The sequence below is a fragment of the Halopenitus persicus genome, assembly GCF_002355635.1.
Classification (GTDB): Archaea; Halobacteriota; Halobacteria; order Halobacteriales; family Haloferacaceae; genus Halopenitus; species Halopenitus persicus_A.
Genome location: NZ_AP017558.1, coordinates 2,250,592 through 2,268,286, shown reverse-complemented (window position 1 = coordinate 2,268,286; position 17,695 = coordinate 2,250,592). Strand labels below are relative to the sequence as shown.

At 68.5% G+C, this 17,695-nt stretch carries 15 protein-coding genes and 1 tRNA gene; 8 read left to right on the top strand and 8 right to left on the bottom strand.

What is annotated here, in order from left to right; genetic code table 11:
• Positions 1–18 precede the first annotated feature (18 nt).
• Positions 19–885 (bottom strand): DUF7319 domain-containing protein, encoded by an 867-nt coding sequence (locus tag CPZ00_RS11020; RefSeq protein ID WP_096390923.1) that lies wholly within the window; start codon positions 883–885, stop codon positions 19–21.
• A 151-nt stretch (positions 886–1,036) separates the two neighbouring features.
• Here CPZ00_RS11020 and CPZ00_RS11015 point away from each other — a divergent pair, with 151 nt between their 5' ends.
• Entirely contained in the window at positions 1,037–1,516 is a 480-nt protein-coding gene (locus CPZ00_RS11015) for a DUF7321 family protein (RefSeq protein WP_096390922.1), read from the top strand.
• Positions 1,517–1,555: 39 nt separating this feature from the next.
• On the opposite strand, the gene nth is transcribed toward CPZ00_RS11015, so the two are convergent.
• Both nth and CPZ00_RS11005 read right to left on the bottom strand, forming a co-directional pair.
• Entirely contained in the window at positions 1,556–2,242 is a 687-nt protein-coding gene (gene nth, locus CPZ00_RS11010; RefSeq protein ID WP_096390921.1) for an endonuclease III, read from the bottom strand.
• A gap of 117 nt (positions 2,243–2,359) precedes the next feature.
• Entirely contained in the window at positions 2,360–4,762 is a 2,403-nt protein-coding gene (locus CPZ00_RS11005; RefSeq protein WP_096390920.1) for a DUF2298 domain-containing protein, read from the bottom strand.
• A 120-nt stretch (positions 4,763–4,882) separates the two neighbouring features.
• Between CPZ00_RS11005 and CPZ00_RS11000 the strand changes: the two genes are divergently transcribed.
• The 4 genes from CPZ00_RS11000 to eif1A all read left to right on the top strand — a co-directional run bounded on the left by CPZ00_RS11000 (position 4,883) and on the right by eif1A (position 6,783).
• Positions 4,883–5,692: a glycosyltransferase gene (locus CPZ00_RS11000; RefSeq protein ID WP_096390919.1), complete on the top strand. Its 810-nt coding sequence runs from the start codon at positions 4,883–4,885 to the stop codon at positions 5,690–5,692.
• A gap of 28 nt (positions 5,693–5,720) precedes the next feature.
• On the top strand, positions 5,721–6,176 hold the full coding sequence (locus CPZ00_RS10995) for a GtrA family protein (RefSeq protein WP_096390918.1): 456 nt from the start codon (positions 5,721–5,723) through the stop codon (positions 6,174–6,176).
• Positions 6,177–6,293: 117 nt separating this feature from the next.
• A tRNA-Met gene (locus tag CPZ00_RS10990) sits at positions 6,294–6,368 on the top strand.
• A 130-nt stretch (positions 6,369–6,498) separates the two neighbouring features.
• Positions 6,499–6,783 carry a translation initiation factor eIF-1A gene (eif1A, locus tag CPZ00_RS10985; protein WP_096390917.1) on the top strand — a complete coding sequence of 95 codons (285 nt, stop codon included), beginning with the start codon at positions 6,499–6,501 and terminating at the stop codon, positions 6,781–6,783.
• Positions 6,784–6,934: 151 nt separating this feature from the next.
• Here eif1A and CPZ00_RS10980 read toward each other — a convergent pair whose 3' ends face one another.
• Positions 6,935–7,486 carry a deaminase gene (locus tag CPZ00_RS10980; RefSeq protein ID WP_096390916.1) on the bottom strand — a complete coding sequence of 184 codons (552 nt, stop codon included), beginning with the start codon at positions 7,484–7,486 and terminating at the stop codon, positions 6,935–6,937.
• Between the two features lie 156 nt (positions 7,487–7,642).
• Here CPZ00_RS10980 and CPZ00_RS10975 point away from each other — a divergent pair, with 156 nt between their 5' ends.
• Genes CPZ00_RS10975 through CPZ00_RS10965 form a run of 3 tightly spaced genes read left to right on the top strand, consistent with a single transcriptional unit; the run spans position 7,643 to position 10,144 of the window.
• Positions 7,643–8,338, top strand: coding sequence for a phosphoribosyltransferase (locus CPZ00_RS10975; RefSeq protein WP_096391693.1), 696 nt, complete (start codon positions 7,643–7,645; stop codon positions 8,336–8,338).
• Between the two features lie 4 nt (positions 8,339–8,342).
• A complete protein-coding gene (locus CPZ00_RS10970; RefSeq protein WP_096390915.1) occupies positions 8,343–9,188 on the top strand; it encodes an HD domain-containing protein in 846 nt (281 codons plus the stop codon).
• On the top strand, positions 9,185–10,144 hold the full coding sequence (locus tag CPZ00_RS10965) for an AEC family transporter (protein WP_096390914.1): 960 nt from the start codon (positions 9,185–9,187) through the stop codon (positions 10,142–10,144). Before CPZ00_RS10970 ends, CPZ00_RS10965 begins: the two co-directional genes overlap by 4 nt.
• Positions 10,145–10,373: 229 nt before the next feature.
• Here CPZ00_RS10965 and CPZ00_RS10960 read toward each other — a convergent pair whose 3' ends face one another.
• From CPZ00_RS10960 to CPZ00_RS10945, 4 genes are all read right to left on the bottom strand, one after another.
• Entirely contained in the window at positions 10,374–11,387 is a 1,014-nt protein-coding gene (locus CPZ00_RS10960; protein WP_096390913.1) for a segregation and condensation protein A, read from the bottom strand.
• Positions 11,380–14,976 (bottom strand): chromosome segregation protein SMC, encoded by a 3,597-nt coding sequence (smc, locus tag CPZ00_RS10955; protein WP_096390912.1) that lies wholly within the window; start codon positions 14,974–14,976, stop codon positions 11,380–11,382. Before smc ends, CPZ00_RS10960 begins: the two co-directional genes overlap by 8 nt.
• A 28-nt stretch (positions 14,977–15,004) precedes the next feature.
• Positions 15,005–15,430, bottom strand: a complete 426-nt coding sequence (locus tag CPZ00_RS10950) for a DUF7518 family protein (protein WP_096390911.1) — start codon at positions 15,428–15,430, stop codon at positions 15,005–15,007.
• A 101-nt stretch (positions 15,431–15,531) separates the two neighbouring features.
• On the bottom strand, positions 15,532–17,457 hold the full coding sequence (locus CPZ00_RS10945; RefSeq protein ID WP_096390910.1) for a beta-CASP ribonuclease aCPSF1: 1,926 nt from the start codon (positions 17,455–17,457) through the stop codon (positions 15,532–15,534).
• Positions 17,458–17,695: the final 238 nt, after the last annotated feature.

Genomic DNA, 17,695 nt, shown 5'->3' with positions numbered 1-17,695 from the left:
TCGGCGATCGCGGTAGCATCAGGCGTTCTCGCCGCGGTCCGTCGGTCCGTCGTCCGCGCCGATCGTGTCCGGATCGGCGTCGTTCGATGGTGCATCGTTCTCCGCGGAAGACGCCTCGTTCCCGCCAGGCGTCTCACCCGCGGCCGGGGGCACGTCGGACCGCTCGCGTGCCGTCCGGAGCGCGCGGAGCCGGTCCCGGTATTCGGCCGACCGGAAGCGGTCCGAGAGCCGGGCGTTGGCGACCGTCGAGAAGAAAAACAGTCCGCCGAGCAGGAAGAGGATCCCCATCGCGGGCGCAACCAGCGTCTCGACGCCGGCGAAGATCCACGCGCCGAACAGGGCGGCGCCGGCGATCAGCTGGATGCCCGCGACGATCTGCATCATCAGGTTCCCGATCTCGTTCGTTCCCTCGGTGACGTCATCGGGATCGGGAAGCGCCCAGTTCTCCGGCGGTTCGGGAACGTCGTAGGCCTCCATCGAGCAGAGCGCGACGATCGGCTCGACGTCGCGCAGCACCGTTCCCTGCCCCCGCACGTCGCCGGACTCGGAGACGACGGCGTACCCCTCATCGGAGTACACGACCAGGCTAGCGACCCCGTCCAGCCGCTCCCGCTCGAAGGTCGCGAAGACGTCGCGACTCGCGATCCGGTTCTTCAGTTCCCGCTCGACGCGGTCGAGCAGCTCCGTCCCCGTTATCCACGTCTCGGGATCGAAGGCGGCCTCCCACTCCTCGACGGTCATCTTCGCCATGTCCGCCGGCCCGAAGTTGTCGAAGTCGTACTTCCGCTCGACCTCCTCGCGGAGGGTCTCGACGTCCGTTTGCGTCTCGGGGTCCGCCGGCGAGCCGTCGCTTCCCCTGTCGACCGGACCGGCAGGCTCCGTCATCGTCGATCGGTACGGTCGCCAGGGATGTTACCGTTTTCGTCCCGGGTGCGACCACGACCCCGTTCGCCGAGTGCGACCACGAGCTGTAGTCGCCGAACGCTCGCCGGCCGCGGATCGGGAGCCTTTACGCGTCGTGGGTCGAACCGCCGGTATGGTCGAGGAGTCGATCGTGGCGGTCGCCGTCGCCGTCACGGTCACGGCGAGTCTCCCGTGTTTCCTGTACGGGGCGTGGGTGATGATCGACGCCGAGGTCGTCACGTGGGACCTCCTCGTCTACCACCTGAAGTTCGTCGGGGTCGGGCTCGTGTTGACGACGGTCCCGATGGTCGGCTGGATGATCCCGCGGCTGTTCGACCAGTTGTCCGGGACTGCGGCCGTGCATGCCTTCTTCGGCGTCCAGGCGTACGCGCTGTTGACCTTCGCGCTCACCGGCATCGTTCATATCCTCCGCGCGAAGCGAAACGCCGATCTCTATCGGGACCCCGACCAGGACGTCGACATCGACGAGCTGCACGAGGACATGAGCCACTGGCGAACTCGGCTCCGAGTCGGCGTGTTCGGATACACGATCCTGTGGATCCTCGCGTGGCTCACCGGGCTCTACCGGCTGCTGAATCTCCACCTTCTGTAGCCCCGGCTCGTCCAACGATCGATCCGGAGCAACCGGCCGTCACTCCCAGGGCTCGCCGCTCGCCAGGTCGACATCGGCAGTCAGCTTCGAGGACGGACAGAGGTCCTCGAGCACGCAGTCCGCACAGTCCGGGTTCCGCGCGGTGCAGGTGGCCCGTCCGTGGTCGATGAACAGATGTGTGAACTCCTGCCACTTCGATCGCGGAACGATCCCGGTCAAGTCCGCCTCGATCCGTTCCGGAGACGTCTCCTCCGTCAGCCCGAGCCGTCGGGAGAGTCGCTGGACGTGGGTGTCGACGACGATCCCCTCGACGACGTCGTGACCGTGCTGGAGGACTACGTTGGCCGTCTTGCGCCCCACGCCGGCGAGATCGGTCAGCTCGTCCATCGTGTCCGGAACCTCGCCGTCGTGTTCCTCGTGGATGTCCTGTGCGGCCGACCGGATGTACTTCGCCTTGTTGTTGTAGTAGGTGATCGAGGAGATGTCCTCGGCCAGCTCCTCCTGGTCGGCGGTCGCGTAGTCCTCGACCGTCTCGTACTTCTCGAAGAGGTCCGCACAGACCGCGTTGACGCGCTCGTCGGTACACTGGGCCGAGAGCACCACCGCGATCAACAGCTCGAGCCGGTTCGAGTACCGGAGCGAGATCGTCGAGTCAGGATACTCCTCCTCGAGCCGATCGATCACGGCCCCGGCCTGCGCCTCGCGCGTCTCCCGTTTGGTTCCCATATCGATCCCGATCCGCCGCGGCGGGTTGAACGGTTCGGAGTCGCTCAGCGGCGACGTGGGGTGGTGACGCGCTCCGGCGCCGGACGTTGCCGACTCCCCGCGTTCACGCGGAGAAGGTCACCCGGGAAGCGCGTCTTGGTCGACTCGATAGATCGTCACGCGGTCGGTCTCGTAGGCGACCGACACCCCCTCGAGGTGGTCAAACGCGACGTTCTCGCCGTATCGTTCGCGCTCCGTCGGCCCGACCCACACGTAGGTCACACCGTAGGCGTCGAGCGTTCGGACGCGTTCGACCGTCGTCCCGGCGTACGCCCGGTCGACCGCCGCGACGCGGCGTTCGTAGGGCTCGACGCCCCGATAGCCGACCTCGTGGTCCCAGCCGGCGACCGTCGGGATTCCCGTCACCGAAGAAGCGGGGTTCGCCCGCCAGGTGTACATCCCCGGCTCGGCCGCCTGTGCGAGACCCTCCGGGGACCGGGTGGTTCCGGGCGCCTCCAACAGCACGTCCTCGCGGGTCGCGTGCTCGTCGATCCACGCGATCGCCGGGGCTTCCCCGGGATGGTCGGCGGCGACGAAGGCGGTCGCATCGAGCGTTCCGACGTCGTGCCGGTCGAAGTGCCCGTCGAGCGCGAGCGCGGCGTACGGCAGCGTCGAGACGACGAGCAGGACGACGAGAACGCGTGCAACGGTTCGACCGGCGGGGAGCGCCGCCGCCGTTGACTTCCGAAGGTCGGTTCCGGTGACCCCGGCCGCCCAGAGCTCCGAGAGGACCACGCCGGCGGCGATCCCCCACAACGTCCAGACCTGGAAGTACGTCTTAAAAACGGTGTTGAGCCGTCCCGGTCCCGCCTGTTCGGCCACGTGGACGATCTCGACGAGCCCGACGAGCCCGGCCCCGCCGATGATCAGCGCCGTTTCGAAGCCCACCCCGCGATCGGCCCGGAGCGCGACCCAGCCGAGGACCAACGGCGGGGCGACGACCGCGATCGCGGAGACGCCGACGAGGAGACCGCTCCCAACCACCGCCGCGAGGCCGACGAGGAGCGGGCTGATTCCGGCGAGACGCGAGTTGGTTCCGGCGAGTCGACCGATCAGGAACGCGAGGAACGCTGCGAGGAACGCGCCGTGAACGGTCAGTAGTCCGCCGAGCCCCGATCGCCGGCCCGGGGGCACGAGGGCCGGCTCCTGACCGCTGCTCGCCCCGAGCAGGAACGGCGCGGCGAGCATCCCGCCGATTCCCGCTGCCAGGGCCGTCACGACGAGCGCCCCGCCGGTTCGCTCGATCTCCTCACGAAGGACGGATCGGTCGGATCCGGGGTCGGTGTCGGAATCTCCGCCGGCATCGAAATCGCCGTCGAACGAACGTACGCTGCTGCCCGGGAGCAGCGTGAGCGGGCGCGCGGGAGCGAACGTCGCGGCGAGCCAGACCACGCCGAACAGCGTCGCTAGGTCCCAGGTGTGGACGACCGCGATCGTCCCGCCGAGGGCGGGTATCACGCCGAAGACGAGCAGCCGGCGGCGGCGCAGCTCGTCTTCGGGGGTTCGCCAGTAGGCGTAGGCGATCGCCGTCCCGAGCACGAGGAACGGCGCGCCCATCATGTGCGCGTGGAGGTCGCCGTTGAGGAACGCGAAGAACGGGAACTCGTTTATCGTCCCCTCGATGACGCGGCTCGCGTCCCAATAGTGAAACGGCTCCGCCTCGGCGGCCGATCCCGATCCGAGGCGTTCGAGAAGCGACCGTACCGTCGCGAGGTTGCTGGCCAGGCCGACTGCCGCGGCCGCGGCGACGCCGGCACCAGCGGCGAGACGTGGGGCGGCGGCGTGGTCGTGCTGCGTTCCGTTCCCCGGATCGTTCCGTCCACCGGTCCGGTCGCCGATGCGATCGACGGCGATCCCGCGGGCGAGCTCGAAGACGGCGGCGATCAGACAGGCGTAGACGGTCGCAAGCGAGAGGTTGTACGCGTACGCGGGCGGGACCCCCGACAGGATAGTCATCAGCGCGGCCGCGAGATGGCCGCCGTAGTAGTAGTTCACCGCCTCGCCGGCGAACCAGGGGTCGAGCGGGGGCAGCGTCTCCGCCCTGAGCAGGCTCCGGAGCAGGCTGTAATCGAGGAACTTCTCGCCGCCGACCGGGGTGATCGCGGGATCGGCAGCGCGGATCAGCAGGACGAGCGTGAACGCACCCAGAAAGACGAGGAGAGCGCTGCCGATGGCTCGCTGACCGGACGGGATCGCGTCGTCCGCAAGCGAGAGCGATCCACGCCGCGCCGCACCGGTGTCGATCGACGCCCCCAGCGAGCCGGCACCCAGCGCGAGGAGTCCGGCGGCGAGGGCCTCGACGCCGAAGCTGACGCGGCCGACCCAGTAGCCCGCCGTCGTGAGGACGGCGATCGCGAGGATCGGAGCGAGCCCGACGCCGCGTCCGGGCGCCCACCGGAACAGGCGAGCCGCGATCGGGACCGCGAGCGCGGAGAGGACCGCGAACGCGAGGAGCCACCGTCCGACGAGGAGGACCTCCATACCCCCGGAAGACGGGGCCACGGTGTAATCCCTTCGGGTCTGGACGGGGCGGGAGACGGCCGTCCGCGCGGCGCGGGTCGAGTCACTCCGTTTTTTATCCGTGGCCGGGTATCGGACGGTATGTCCGCGACGCTCGGGATCGTCGTTCCCGCGTTCCGCCCCGACGTCGACCGGCTCACGGCGTACGTCCGGTCGCTCGCCGACGGGCTTGCCCCGGAGACGATCCGGATCGAACTCGACGATCCCGAGCCGGCGGTTCGTGAGGCGCTTCGGGAGGCGCTCGAGCCCCCTGCCCAGGTCAACGCGGTCGATCGCCGCCGGGGGAAGGGTGCCGCGGTGACCGCCGGGTTCGAGGCGCTCGAGGCCGACGTCCTCGCCTTCTTCGACGCCGACGGCGCGACCGACGCCGCGGCGGCCGCCGCCGTCGTCGAGCCCGTCCGCGACGGGACGGCCGACCTCGCGGTCGGATCCCGGCGGCACCCGGAGTCGGTCGTGCAGTCCCACCAGACCGTCCTCCGACGGGCGCTCGGCGACGGGTTCGCGTGGCTCGCCCGCCGCGTCCTCGGCCCCTCGCTGTACGACTACCAGTGCGGCGCGAAGGCGATCACGGCCGAGACGTGGCGCCGGCTTCGCGACGACGTCTACGAGCCGGGGTTCGCCTGGGACATCGAGCTCGTCGCGCTCGCGGGCGCGTACGGCGCCCGGATACGCGAGGTCCCGATCCGCTGGGAGGACCAGCCCGGATCCACGGTCGACCCGATCCGCGACACCGCCCGGATGTTCCGCGGGCTCGCGGTCGCGTACCACCGGTCCGCGGTCGTCTCCGGCAGCCGGCTGCATCGGTTGCTCCCGATCGATCCCGGGCCGTCGCTTCGCGAACGGCTGCACGAAGCCGCCCATCCGGACGGATCGCGAGGGGATCCGACGTGAGCACTCACGAACTGACGGGGGTCCGCGAATGAGCCTCGGGGATGCCCTCGACGAGCTGGCCACGGGGGCTCGGTTCGGCAGGTTCCTTTCGGTCGGCGCGCTCGGCGCGATGGTCGACCTCCCGATCAGCTCGGCGCTCACCCTTACAGCCTTGTTGGAGCCGCAGTGGGCGAAGGTCGTCGGCACCGAGTGTGCGATCATCGTGATGTTCCTGATAAACGACGCCTGGACCTTCGACGGCCAGGGCGCGCCCGGCGTTCGCGCGAAGCTCCGCCGGCTCCTCCGGTCGAACGTCGTCCGGTCCGGCGGGCTCGCCGTGCAGTTCGTCGTCGTGTGGACGCTGACCGGCCTCGACGTCGAGGTCATCGTCGCCGGCACCGACGTCTGGGCGGTCGTGACGATGCCCATCGCCATCGGCGTCTCCTTCGTCGTCAACTACGTCACCGAGAGCCTGTTCACCTGGCGCGTGGCTACCGGCCGGTGAGACGGCCGTTTTCGACGCCTGCACCATTTATAAGCGACCGGGGGATCCGCACGCGGTTAACTCGCATACGGCAGCCGAATCACAACCCTTAACCGTCGGACTCGTGTTCGTTCCGATAGCGGGATGGGATAGCCAGGAGATTCCGCCGGGCTCATAACCCGGAGATCGGTGGTTCAAATCCACTTCCCGCTACTTTCCTCGGTCGTTCTCCTCGAACGTCTCGTCGAACTGCCTCCCGTGACCCACGGCACCGTCGTCCGATCCCCGTGTGCACGTGTCACCCGATCCGACTCCTTATACGTGGCCGGGTCCTATCGGTCGTGTGAGCGATCAAAGCGGGCGTCGGGACCTCCGAATGCCCAACGACGATCAGGTATTCGCCGTTGTGACCGAGATGCTTGGTCACAGCCGCGTGCAGCTTCGATGCGCCGACGGCGTCGAGCGGATGGGGCGGATTCCGGGTCGAATGAAGTACCGTAACTGGATCAACCGGGACGACGTCGTCCTCGCGGAGCCGTGGAGCTTCCAGGACGAGAAGGCGAACATCGAGTGGCGCTACGACGACTCGGCGGCCGACCAGCTCCGCCGCGAAGGCCACATCGAGTAGTTCGGCGGTCCGACGGTCGCACGTTCCGACGGTCCCGCGTTCACGCGTTCCGGCGGTCCCGTGTTTTCGAACCGACCTCTCTTCCCTCCGATCATCCGTCCGGTCAGCCGTCCGTCCGGTCAGCCGTCGCGTCGGGTAGTCACGGGTTCGGTCAGCCGTCGCTCCGGTCGTCCCACTCGTACTCCTCGTGGACGACGCGCCCCGCCGCGTTCGAGACCGGGCCGACGACCTCGGTGACGTCCGCGAGCACGTCCCGTGATCGAACCGGCGGCGTCGGCGTCCCCTGGAACTCGGCGATCTCGTCGCTTCCGACCGCGTAGACGACGCGGCCGAGCCCCGCCGACCGGAGCCCGCCCGAGCACATCGGACAGGGCTCCGTGCTCGTGTACAGCACGGTCCGCGCGCGCTCGGCCGGCGCGTCCTCGCGTATCGCGCGCGCGGCGAGATCGAGTTCGGGATGGCGACGCACGTCGTCGTCGGTGTGAATCCGGTTCGAGGCCTCGGCGACGATCCGGTCATCGCGGACGAGCACCGACCCGAACGGCTCGTCGCCGCGGTCGGCGGCCGCCCGAGCCAGCTCGATCGCCCGCTCGAGGTGTGCCTCGTGGTCGAACGCGTCAAACTCGGAGGCGTCGGGAACGGACCCGGCGTGGTCGGTCACGTCGGGAGCGGACTTTTCCGCGTGGTCGCTCGCGTCGGTCATTGACCGACGTTCACGCTCCCGGCCGAAAAGCGATCGGTCCCGGCCGAAAAGCGATCGGTCCCGGCCGAAAGCCGATCAGTTCCGGGGTCGCCCGTTCGCGTCCGCCGCGGTCCGTCGGATACGCTTATGAGGGACGCCCCGACAGTGTCGGACACGATGAGCGACCTCCCGGACGATTTCGACTGCACGATCACCAACTGGGAGTACATCTACGGGCTCTGCCGGACGGTCTCGAACCAGGTGAAACGCGCGTCCTTCGAGCCGGACGTCGTCGTCGCGCTCGCGCGCGGCGGGTGGTTCGCCGGGCGCTGCACCTGTGATTTCCTCGGGCTCGACGACCTCACCAGCCTGAAGATGGAACACTACGTCGGCACGGGCGAGAAGGCCGACGAGCCGCAGGTCCGCTATCCGATGCCGGAGGGCAGCGTCGCGGGGAAGGACGTGCTGGTCATCGACGACATCGCCGACACCGGCGGGTCGATACGGCGCGCCGAGGAGTACGTCACCGACCGCGACGCCGGGACGGTGCGGACCGCGACCCTCCAGCTGCTCGGCACCTCCGAGTTCGACCCCGACTTCGTCGGCGAGCGCCTCGCGGAGTGGACGTGGGTCGTCTACCCGTGGAACTTCATCGAGGACATGATCGACCTGATCGCCGGCGCGATGAAGCGTGCTCCGGAGACGACCTTCAGCGAGGAGGACGTTCGCGCCCGGCTCGCCGACTACCACGGGGTCGACCGCATCGAGATGGAGATCGCCCAGCCGGACCGCCTCGAGGAGGTTCTCACCGAGATGGAGCGCCGGGACGTGATCGAGCTGGCCGGCGACGCGGAGTGGCGGCTGGTCGCGTGATCCGATGACGGATGACGTGGAACCTGACGCGGACGTCGACGCCGATGCCGGTGTCGATGCCGATGCCGATGCCGATGCCGGTGTCGACGCCGATGCCGGTGTCGATGCCGATGCCAACGGCGACGAATCTCGGTCCACGGCGGTCCGTGGGGCGGCGATCGAGACCCTGTGTGACGCGCTCGCGTTGAAGGACGAGACGCGAACGGGCTGGGCGCTGCGGGGCGTTCGGGACCCCGAATCGGTTGCCGCCCACTCGTGGGGCGTCGCCTATCTCGTCGTCGCGATCGGGGAGACGTTCACCGACGAGCTCCCCGAGGTGGACCTCGATGCCGCCCTCCGGATGGCGGTGATCCACGACCTCGGCGAGGCCGAGACGGGTGACGTTCCGACCCGCGCCGACGCCGCGGCCGCGAAGTCGCTCCCCGACGCGGATGACGTGGAGGCCGCCGAACGCGAGGCGGTCACCGACCTGACCGCGCCCCTCGGCGCCGCCGAGCGACTGCGCGCGGACTGGGAGGCCTACGAACGCCGTGATCGACCCGAGGCGCGGGTCATCAAGGATCTCGACGTGGTTGACATGTGTCTCCAGGCGCTCGTCTACGAGCGCGCGGACCGATACGACCCAACTGATCCGGCCGCGGACGATCCGGCGGCAGACGGTCCGGCGGCGGACGATCCGGCCGCGGGCGATCCGGAAGCGGGCGATCCGGAAGCGTTCGCCGAGTACGACGCGCTCGACGAGTTCTTCGCGACCGCCGTGGAGGGCGTGACCACCGAGACCGGCCGGGCGTACGTCGACCTGATCCGGGAGCGATACGTCGCCGCCCGCGACGGGGAGCCGTCCCGATGACCGCCCTGATCGGGATCTTCACCTCCGCGGTCCTGCCCATCGTCGCGATCGCCGCGGTCGGCGCCCTCCTCGGGCGGTACAAGGACGTCGACCCCGGGCCGCTCAACACGGCCGTCGTCTACGTGCTCGCGCCGGCGCTGGTTCTCCACAGTCTCGCGCTCACGGAGCTCGCGGCCGGCACGCTGGCCCGGCTGGCCCTCGGCGTCGTCGCCTTCATCGCGGTGATGCTCGTCGTCGCCGAGGGCGTCGGGCGGGCGGTCGGCCGGGAGGAGCCGCTGTTGAGCGTGTTGCTGCTGGTGGCGGCGTTCACGAACAGCGGCAACCTCGGGATCCCCGTCTCCGATTTCGCCTTCGGCGACGTCGGCCGCCAGACGGCGGTGCTGTTCCTGTCGGTTCAGTCCGTGTTGGTGTACACGGTCGGCGTCTACGTCGCGTCCCGGTCCGGCGGGTCGTCGGGGCTCTCGGGCGTTCGGCGCGTGTTTCACATCCCGCTCGTCTACGCGGTGATCGTCGCGCTGATCGCCCGCGCCGCGAGAATCGTTCCCCCGGCTGACTCTCCTTCGATGGAGGCGCTCGGGATGGTCGGCGACGCCGCAATCCCCGTGTTACTGCTCATCCTGGGGATCCAGCTGTCCCGGACCGAGTACGGCGCGGCCCTCTCGAGCACTGCGACCCCGACCGCGCTGCGGTTCCTCCTCGCGCCTGTCGTCGGCCTCGGCATCGCGCTCCTGCTCGGCTTCGAGAATCCGACGGTCGCCCGGGTGTTCGTCCTCGAGACCGCGATGCCGGCCGCGATCACCCCGCTCGTTCTCGTCGTCGAGTTCGCCGGCGAGGACGGCTCCGGCGGCCTCACCGCGCCGGCGCTCGTCTCGACCAGCGTCCTCGTGACTACGCTGCTGTCGATCCCCGTCCTCACGCTGCTGATCGCCGTGCTTCGCTCCGGGATCCTGATCTAGGCGTCGTCCGGCTTCGTTACAACCCTCAGCAGTTGAGAGTACTCCACCCACAATCGCTCAGTCCAGCCACCTTTTTCATCGTCCTCAGAAATCTCTGATTTCTGATGGGCTGCACGAGAGCACAGCTCTCGTGAACGTCGGGTTCCCGCACTCACTCCGTTCGCTCGCGGATGCTCAAGAAGCACTCCTCAACGACCGGCTGTTTCAGCACGATTTATTTTTGAGGGTTTCAATCCGCGATCGCTTCCGCCTCGACGGTGGCCGCGGTCGGGTCCCGGATCCACAGGTCGCCGAAGAGGTCGTCCTGCTGGAGCCGGACGCCGCCACGGTGTGCGAGAAACAACAGCGCGAGGTAGGTCATGAAGGGCCGCCCGCCGACCGTCTCGATCTCGGCGAACAGCACCTCCGCGCGGCCTTGGTCGTACTGGGTCCGCAGGACGCCCCGGACGTCGTCGATGACCTCCTCGATGTCCTCGTCGTGGGTCCCGCCGGTGACGTCGCCCTCGGTCGGCTCGCCCTCCCGGCGGACGTCGCCCGCGGCGCGATAGTCGAGCGTCTGCGTCCCGCGGTCGTGCCCGCGGGGCGACTCCGAGGTGTCGTACTCCCGCGACCGCTTCCACCACGAGCCGCGCTCGGCCTCGCGGAGCTCGCGGACCAGCTCGTCGAGCGTCTCGGGCGAGCCGCGGGTGTTCTTGCGCTCCAGCCGGCGGTCCATCTCGGCCTCGAGCCGGTCGACCGGGTCGAAACCGTGGCCGTCGGTCGATTCCCCGTCCCCATCGCCGACGCCCGGATACGCCTCGCCGCGCATCGCGGCCTCCCAGGGCTCCAGCTCCGGCTCGTCGTCGCCGTCCTCGTCGTCCTCCGAGAGCATCGCGTCGCTTTTCATCCGCAACAGAACGCTGGCGTAAAACAGCGCCCGCCCCGTCGTCCGCAGGTCCCGAGCGTCCAGCTCCGCGAGGAACGCGTCGGTCACCTGCACGATGTCGATGTCCCACGGCTCGATCTCGCCCTCCTCGGCCAGCTGGACGAGCAGCTCCACCGGCTCGACCTCGTCGTCGGTCGCATCCATAGCCGGGGCGTCGGCCGCATCCTCGTCGGGAGGGTTGGCGTCGGCCGCATCCTCGTCGGGAGGGTTGGCGTCGGCCGCATCCTCGTCAGGAGCGTCCGTCTCGATCGCGACCGTCCCCGCCTCGGATCCGCCGGTGAGGTCGATGTCGGGAACGTATCCGTCGTCCTCAGTCATCCGCGGGCACCTCCCCGTCACCGTCGGCTTCCTCGCCGTCCGTGCCGAACTGCATTCCGGTCACCGCGGAGACGTTGTCCTCCTGCATCGTCACGCCGATCGCCCGTTCGGAGCGTTCAAGGAGCGCCGAGCGGTGTGAGACCACGACGAACTGCGCCTCGCCGGCCAGGTCGTGGACCATCTCGCCGACGCGCTCGGCGTTGACCGCGTCGAGGAAGGCGTCGACCTCGTCGAGCGCGTAGAACGGCGCGGGGTTGTGCCGCTGGATCGCGAAGATGAACGCCAGCGCCGTCAGGGACTTCTCGCCGCCGGACATCGCGTCGAGCCGCTGGACCGGCTTGTCGGCCGGCTGTGCCTTCATCGTCAGTCCCTCCTCGAAGGGGTCCTCGGGGTTCTCGAGGACGAGCTCGCCGGTCCCCGCCGAGAGACGCTCGAAGATGTCCTCGAAGTGGCCGTTGATCGACTCGAAGGCGTCCATAAACGTCCGTTTCTTCTGCGACTCGTACTCCTCGATGCGCTCCTCGATCGCGTCGCGTTCCGACACGAGCACGTCCCGGCGTTCCTGCAGCCGGTCGAGATCCGATTCGACCTCGTCGTACTCGTCGATCGCCCGCATGTTGACCGGCTCGAGCGCCTCCATCTCGGCGTCGAGCTCCTCGATGCGGCGTTCCACCTCGTCGTGGTCGGGGATCGCCTCGGGATCGTAGTCGCCGACCTGCGACTCGAGCTCGTCGATCTCCCACTCCAGCCGGTCCGCCCGGTCGCGCAGGTCCGAAAGCGTCGATTCCACCTCGGAGACGCGCCGCCGCTGCTCGTCGCGTTCCTGAGTCGCCGCGGACAGCGTCTCCCGGAGGTCCGACCGTTCGGCCTTGAGCTCGGCCAGTTCCTCCTCGAGGTCCTCGATCGCCTCGCGCTTCTCGGCGAGCAGCTCCCGTTTGTCGGCGATGGCGTCCTCGTGGTCGGCGATCGCCTCCTCGGCCTCGGCCTTCTTGTTCTGGGCCGCCTCGATGCGGTCGTGGAGGTCCTCGACGGCGTCCTCGGCGTATTCCTTCTCGAGCTGCACCTCGTTGAGCCGGCCGTCGAGGTCGCCCATCCGCGACTCGAGCTCGTCGATCGCCTCGCGAACCTCGTCGGCCCGGCTCGTCAGCTCCGGGATCCGCGAGTCCGCGAGTTCGGCCTCGAGCTCCTCGATCCGGTCCTCGACCGCCGCCTGATCGTCGGCCAGATCGTCGATCTCCGCGTCGAGCTCGGTCATCCGCTCGTCGACCGCCTCGCGCTCGTCGCGAAGCGTCTCGAGGGTCGACTCCAGCTCCTCGATCCGGTCGTGCTGGTCCTCCAGCTCCGTTTCGGCCCTGTCGATGTCGGATTCGACCGACCGGACCCGCTCCTCGGCGTCGGCCTTCCGCTCGCGCGCGTCGTCGATCTCCGCGTCGAGCTCGTCGATCTCGGACTCGAGGGACCGTCGCTCGTCCTCCAGCTCCTCGATCTCCTCGGCCAACCGCTGGAGCTTGCCGCCGCCGGCGGTGCTGAAGGAGAACCGGGAGCCGCCGCCCGATCCCCCGGTCATCGCGCCCGACGTCTCGACGAGGTCGCCCTCCAGGGTCACCATCCGGTAGTCGCCCATCAGATCGCGGGCGGTCCCCATGTCCTCGACGACGAGCGTCGACCCGAGGACGTACGAGAAGACCGGGTCGTAGCGGGCGTCGTACTCGACGAGGTTCCGCGCGAAGTCGACCACGCCCGGCATCGTCGGCGCGTTCGGGAGCCCGCGGTCGTCAAGCTCCGTGATCGGCAGGAACGTCGCCCGGCCAGCGTTGCGGCTCTTGAGGTGGTCGATGCACGTCTCCCCGACTCCGTCGTCGTCGACGACGACGTTGGCGAGCCGGCCGCCGGCGGCGGTCTCACACGCCTCCGCGTACGTCGGGTCCACCGACGCCAGCTCGCCGACGGGACCGTGGACCCCGTCGATGCCGGCGTTTCGAACCGTCGTGACCGCCCGCGGCCAGGAGGCGTCGCCGCGGTTCTTCGCCTCCGCCTCCAGGGTGGCGTACTCGCTTTGCTTCTCCCGAAGGTCGTCCTCGAGGCCGTCGAGTCGCTCCTGTCGCTCCGTCTTTTCGGCGAACAGGTCCGCGATCGTCTCCTCGATCGCGTCGCGGTTCGTCTCCGCCGTGTCGAGTTCGCTGTGCAGCTCGGAGATACGGGCCTTCAGGTCCGGGATCCGCTCGTGGGCGTCCTCCAGATCGGACTGTGCCTCGCTGATCTCGTTCGAGCGTCGCCGCGCCTCGTCGAGCAGCCGGTCCTTCTCGCGCTGGACGTCGTTCTTCTCGGCTTTGAGCTCCTCGAGCCGGTCCTTGTTCTCGGCGAGGTCGGCCTTGAGCTCGTCGTACTGGGTGTCGATCCCGTCGATCTCCGCTTCGATCTCCGCGAGCTCGGTCCGCTTGTCGGCGACGTCGGCCTTGACCGACGCCTTTTCGACCTTGATCTCCTTGGCGTCCGCCTCGAGCTCCTCGATCGTCTCCTGCTTGCGATCGATCTGGACGAACGCGTCGCGGCGGTCGGTCTCGGCCTCCTCCAGACGCCCCTCGGCGTTCTCGATCCGTCCTTCGATACGCGAGATGTCGCCCTTGATCTCCTCGATCTCGGCTTTGATCGCGAGCTGTTCGTCCTCGCCCGTTCGCTCGATCTCGTCGTTGAGCTCCGAGAGCTCCGCCTCGAGACGCGTGACGCGCCCCTGTCGCGTGTCGAGTTCCTCCTGGCGGTCCGCTAGTTCGGCCTCCGTCTCCTCGAGCTCGGCACGCACAGACTCGTGGGTGTCGCGCTTCTCCTCGAGCTCGGCGGCCTTGCGGTAGCCGCGGTACTCCTCCTGCTCCTCGCGGTAGGACTGATACTCCAGGGCCGTCTCGCGCTCGTCGGCCAGTCGATCGAGACGGTCCTGTTTCTCCTCGATCCGGAGGTCCGCCTCGCCGATCCGGTCCTCGACGGCCTCCAGCTCCTCGAAGGCGGCCTCCTTCTTCTCATCGAACTCGGCGACGCCGGCGATCTCGTCGACGATCCCGCGGCGCTGGTAGGCCGTCATGTTGATGATCTCCGTGACGTCGCCCTGCATCACGACGTTGTACCCCTCCGGAGTGACCCCGGCCTGCGCGAGCAGGTCCTGGATGTCCGAGAGGTTGACGGAGCGTCCGTTGAGGTAGTAGTAGGAGTAGTAGTTGTCGTCGGTCCGCTTGACGCGCCGCTTGACCGTGATCTCCTCGACGTCGCCGACGTTCTCCGAGCCGGCCGCCGAGACGACCTGCCCCCGATCGAGGGTCCCGTCGGCGTTGTCGAGCACGACCGTGACGGCAGCCTCGTCGGGACCGTCACCCGACTCCGCCCCGTCGTGGCCGGGATTGTAGATCAGGTCCGTCAGCTTCTCGGCGCGGATCCCGTGCGTCCGTGCCAGTCCGAGCGCGAAGAGGATCCCGTCGATGATGTTCGATTTCCCCGAGCCGTTCGGTCCCGTGATGACCGTGAAATCCTCGTAGAAGGGGATCCTCGTCGTCCGCCCGAAGCTCTTGAAATCGTCCAGAACGACTTCCGTGATGTGCATTGGTGGGCTCGCGAGGGGACCGCGAAGCTTACGCGACGATGATGTCGCTTTCCTCGGCGTCCCCCTCAGTCGTGTCCTCGTGTGCGTCCGTCTCGGCCTCGCCGCTCGTCTCCGCCGCCGCTTCGGCTGCCGCCTCGGCCGCCTCCGCGGCCGCAGCGGCCGGGTCCTCGTCGGCCGCCGTCTGCTCGACCACGTTCACGTGGTCGTCGCTCTTGGTCGTCCGCTCGGTCGGCTCGGCGGCCTCCGGCGTCGGCCCGGCGCCGGGCTGGTCGGTCGCCCCGCGGTCCGCGGACGACTCGCCGGCGCCCGTCGTCTCCCCGGTCGAACCGGGCGCGTCGTCCGCCTCCAGCTGTCGAACGCGTTCCTTCGTCTCGACGAGCTCCTCCGTGAGTCCGTTGACCGCCGCCTGAAGCTCCGAGACTTGGCGTTCGAGTTCCGTCACCCGATTACTCATACGTGTGTTCGGTCGGCCGAGACGTATAAATGTGTGTCAGACGTGCGTGTGACCCGTTCGCACGGTTCGACGGTGGAGCCACTGCCTACTCCCCGGCGAGCTCATTTAAACCGGAACGTCTCGAGGTTCTTCGGCGCGAACGTCCGCATGTTGTAGTCGTGATACAGCGCCGAGGACAGGTCCTGCACCGAGCTCTCGTCGCCGTGGACGCAGAGCACCTTCTCGGGTCGGGGGTTCATCGTCTTCACGAAGTTCTCGAGGCCCTGTCTGTCGGCGTGGCCGGAGAAGCCGTCGACGGTTTCGGTCTCCATGTTCAGGGTGAGCGTGTCACCCCGGCCGCCGCCGCCCCAGCCGTCGACCGGGATCTCGTCCCAGCCGTTCTGTATCCGCCGGCCCAGCGTTCCCTGTGCCTGGTAGCCGACGAAGGTGAGCGTCGAGTCCGGGTCGGTGCCGATGTGGCGCAGCCACGACATGATCGGCCCGCCCTCGACCATCCCGGAGGTCGAGAGGACGATACACTGCTCGCCGTCGGCGACCTCCTGGCGTTCCTCCTCGCCGCCGTCGATGTGGTTGAACTGGTCGGCGAGGAACGGGTTCTCGTCCTCGTGGAAGATCCGGTCGCGGAGGTCGTCGCGGAGATACTCGGGGTAGGTCGTGTGGATCGCGGTCGCCTCCCAGATCATCCCGTCGAGGTGGACCGGCATCTCCGGGATGTCACCGCTCCGCATCGCCTCCTCCAAGACGAGCATCAGCTCCTGGGATCGCCCCACCGCGAAGGCGGGGATCACGACCTTGCCGCCGCGCTCGTAGGTCTCGTTGATGACCTCCTTGAGCTTCCGTTCGGAGTCCTCCTGGTCCGTCTGGTAATCGTTGCGTCCGCCGTAGGTCGACTCCAACACCAGCGTCTCCACGCGCGGGAAGTCGTTGACCGCCCCGTTGAACAGCCGGGTGTCGTCGTAGTGGATGTCGCCGGAGAAGGCGACGTTGTAGAGCCCGTCGCCGATGTGGAAATGCGTGACCGCGGACCCCAGGATGTGGCCGGCGTTGTGGAAGGTGATCTTCACGTCGGGCGCGACGTCCGTCACGTCACCGTACTCCAGGGGGATCGTATGCTTGATCGCCTCCCGGACCTGCGCGGACTCGTACGGCGGCGTGCGACCCTCCTTGGCGGCGACGTCAAGGTAATCGAGCTGGAGCAGTCCCATCAGGTCACGCGTGGGCTCGGTCGTGTAGATGGGTCCATCGTAGCCGTACTTGAACAGCAGCGGAATGAGCGCCGAGTGGTCGAGGTGGGCGTGGGTCAGCACGACGGCGTCGATGTTCTGTGCGCCCGCCCCCAGCGCCTCCGGGACCTGCAGGTACGGCACCTCGCCCTCGGCGCCGGGCTTGTCGCCACAGTCGATCAGGATCCGCGTCTCGGGCGTGTTGAGGATGAAGGCGGCGCGACCGACCTCGCGGCAGCAGCCGAGCGTGGTGATCCGGACCCACTCGTCGTCGGAGAGCTCCTCGCGATGGATCTGACGGCCGACGCGTTCGAGGATGTCACGGCGCTCCTCGCGCTCCTGTTTCAGGAAGTTGCGGACGTTCGAGACCGTCGAGGACTCGATCGGCGGCGTCCGAACGACCTCCGGAGTCCAGCCGACCTCCTGGGTGATCTCCCGGAGCGTCGACCCGTGCCGACCGATCACCATTCCCGGCTTCTGGGCTTCGATGACCACCTCGCCGGTGTCGGCGTGGAAGTCGAGGTCGCTGATCCCGGCCTCCTCGGGGACCACGTCGAGGACCTGCTGGCGGGCCTCGCTGGGCGGGGACAGCGTGCTTGGGTCCGGCCGCACCGTGATCCGCTTGCGCAGCTGTGAGGCGAGCCGGCGGATCAGGTCGCCGTCGCCCGCGAACCGCTTGGGATCACGGGTGTAGACGACGAGCTCCGGCCCCTCGTATTTCACGTCCGTGATCGTGATGTCGTTCGGGATCTCCTGTTCGATCTGGGATCTGATGTCTTCGAGTTGGGTGTCGACTTGGCTCATAGGTGAAAACCCCCCGCCGTGAGCGACGCCGTGAACGGCCCCGTCCGACCGCTCGGACGGGGACGCACGGGTTCGAGGTCTGACGACTGCTGTGTCGTCACGCGAGACGAGGGAGGCATAATGGCGAGTACTGTCGGTACTTCGTCTGCGGGAAGAGACGGCGAAAACCCGCTTACTCGGACATAGACGCCACCCGTTATAAAAGCCTTCGCAAACGACCACCGTCGGATACGGTCGG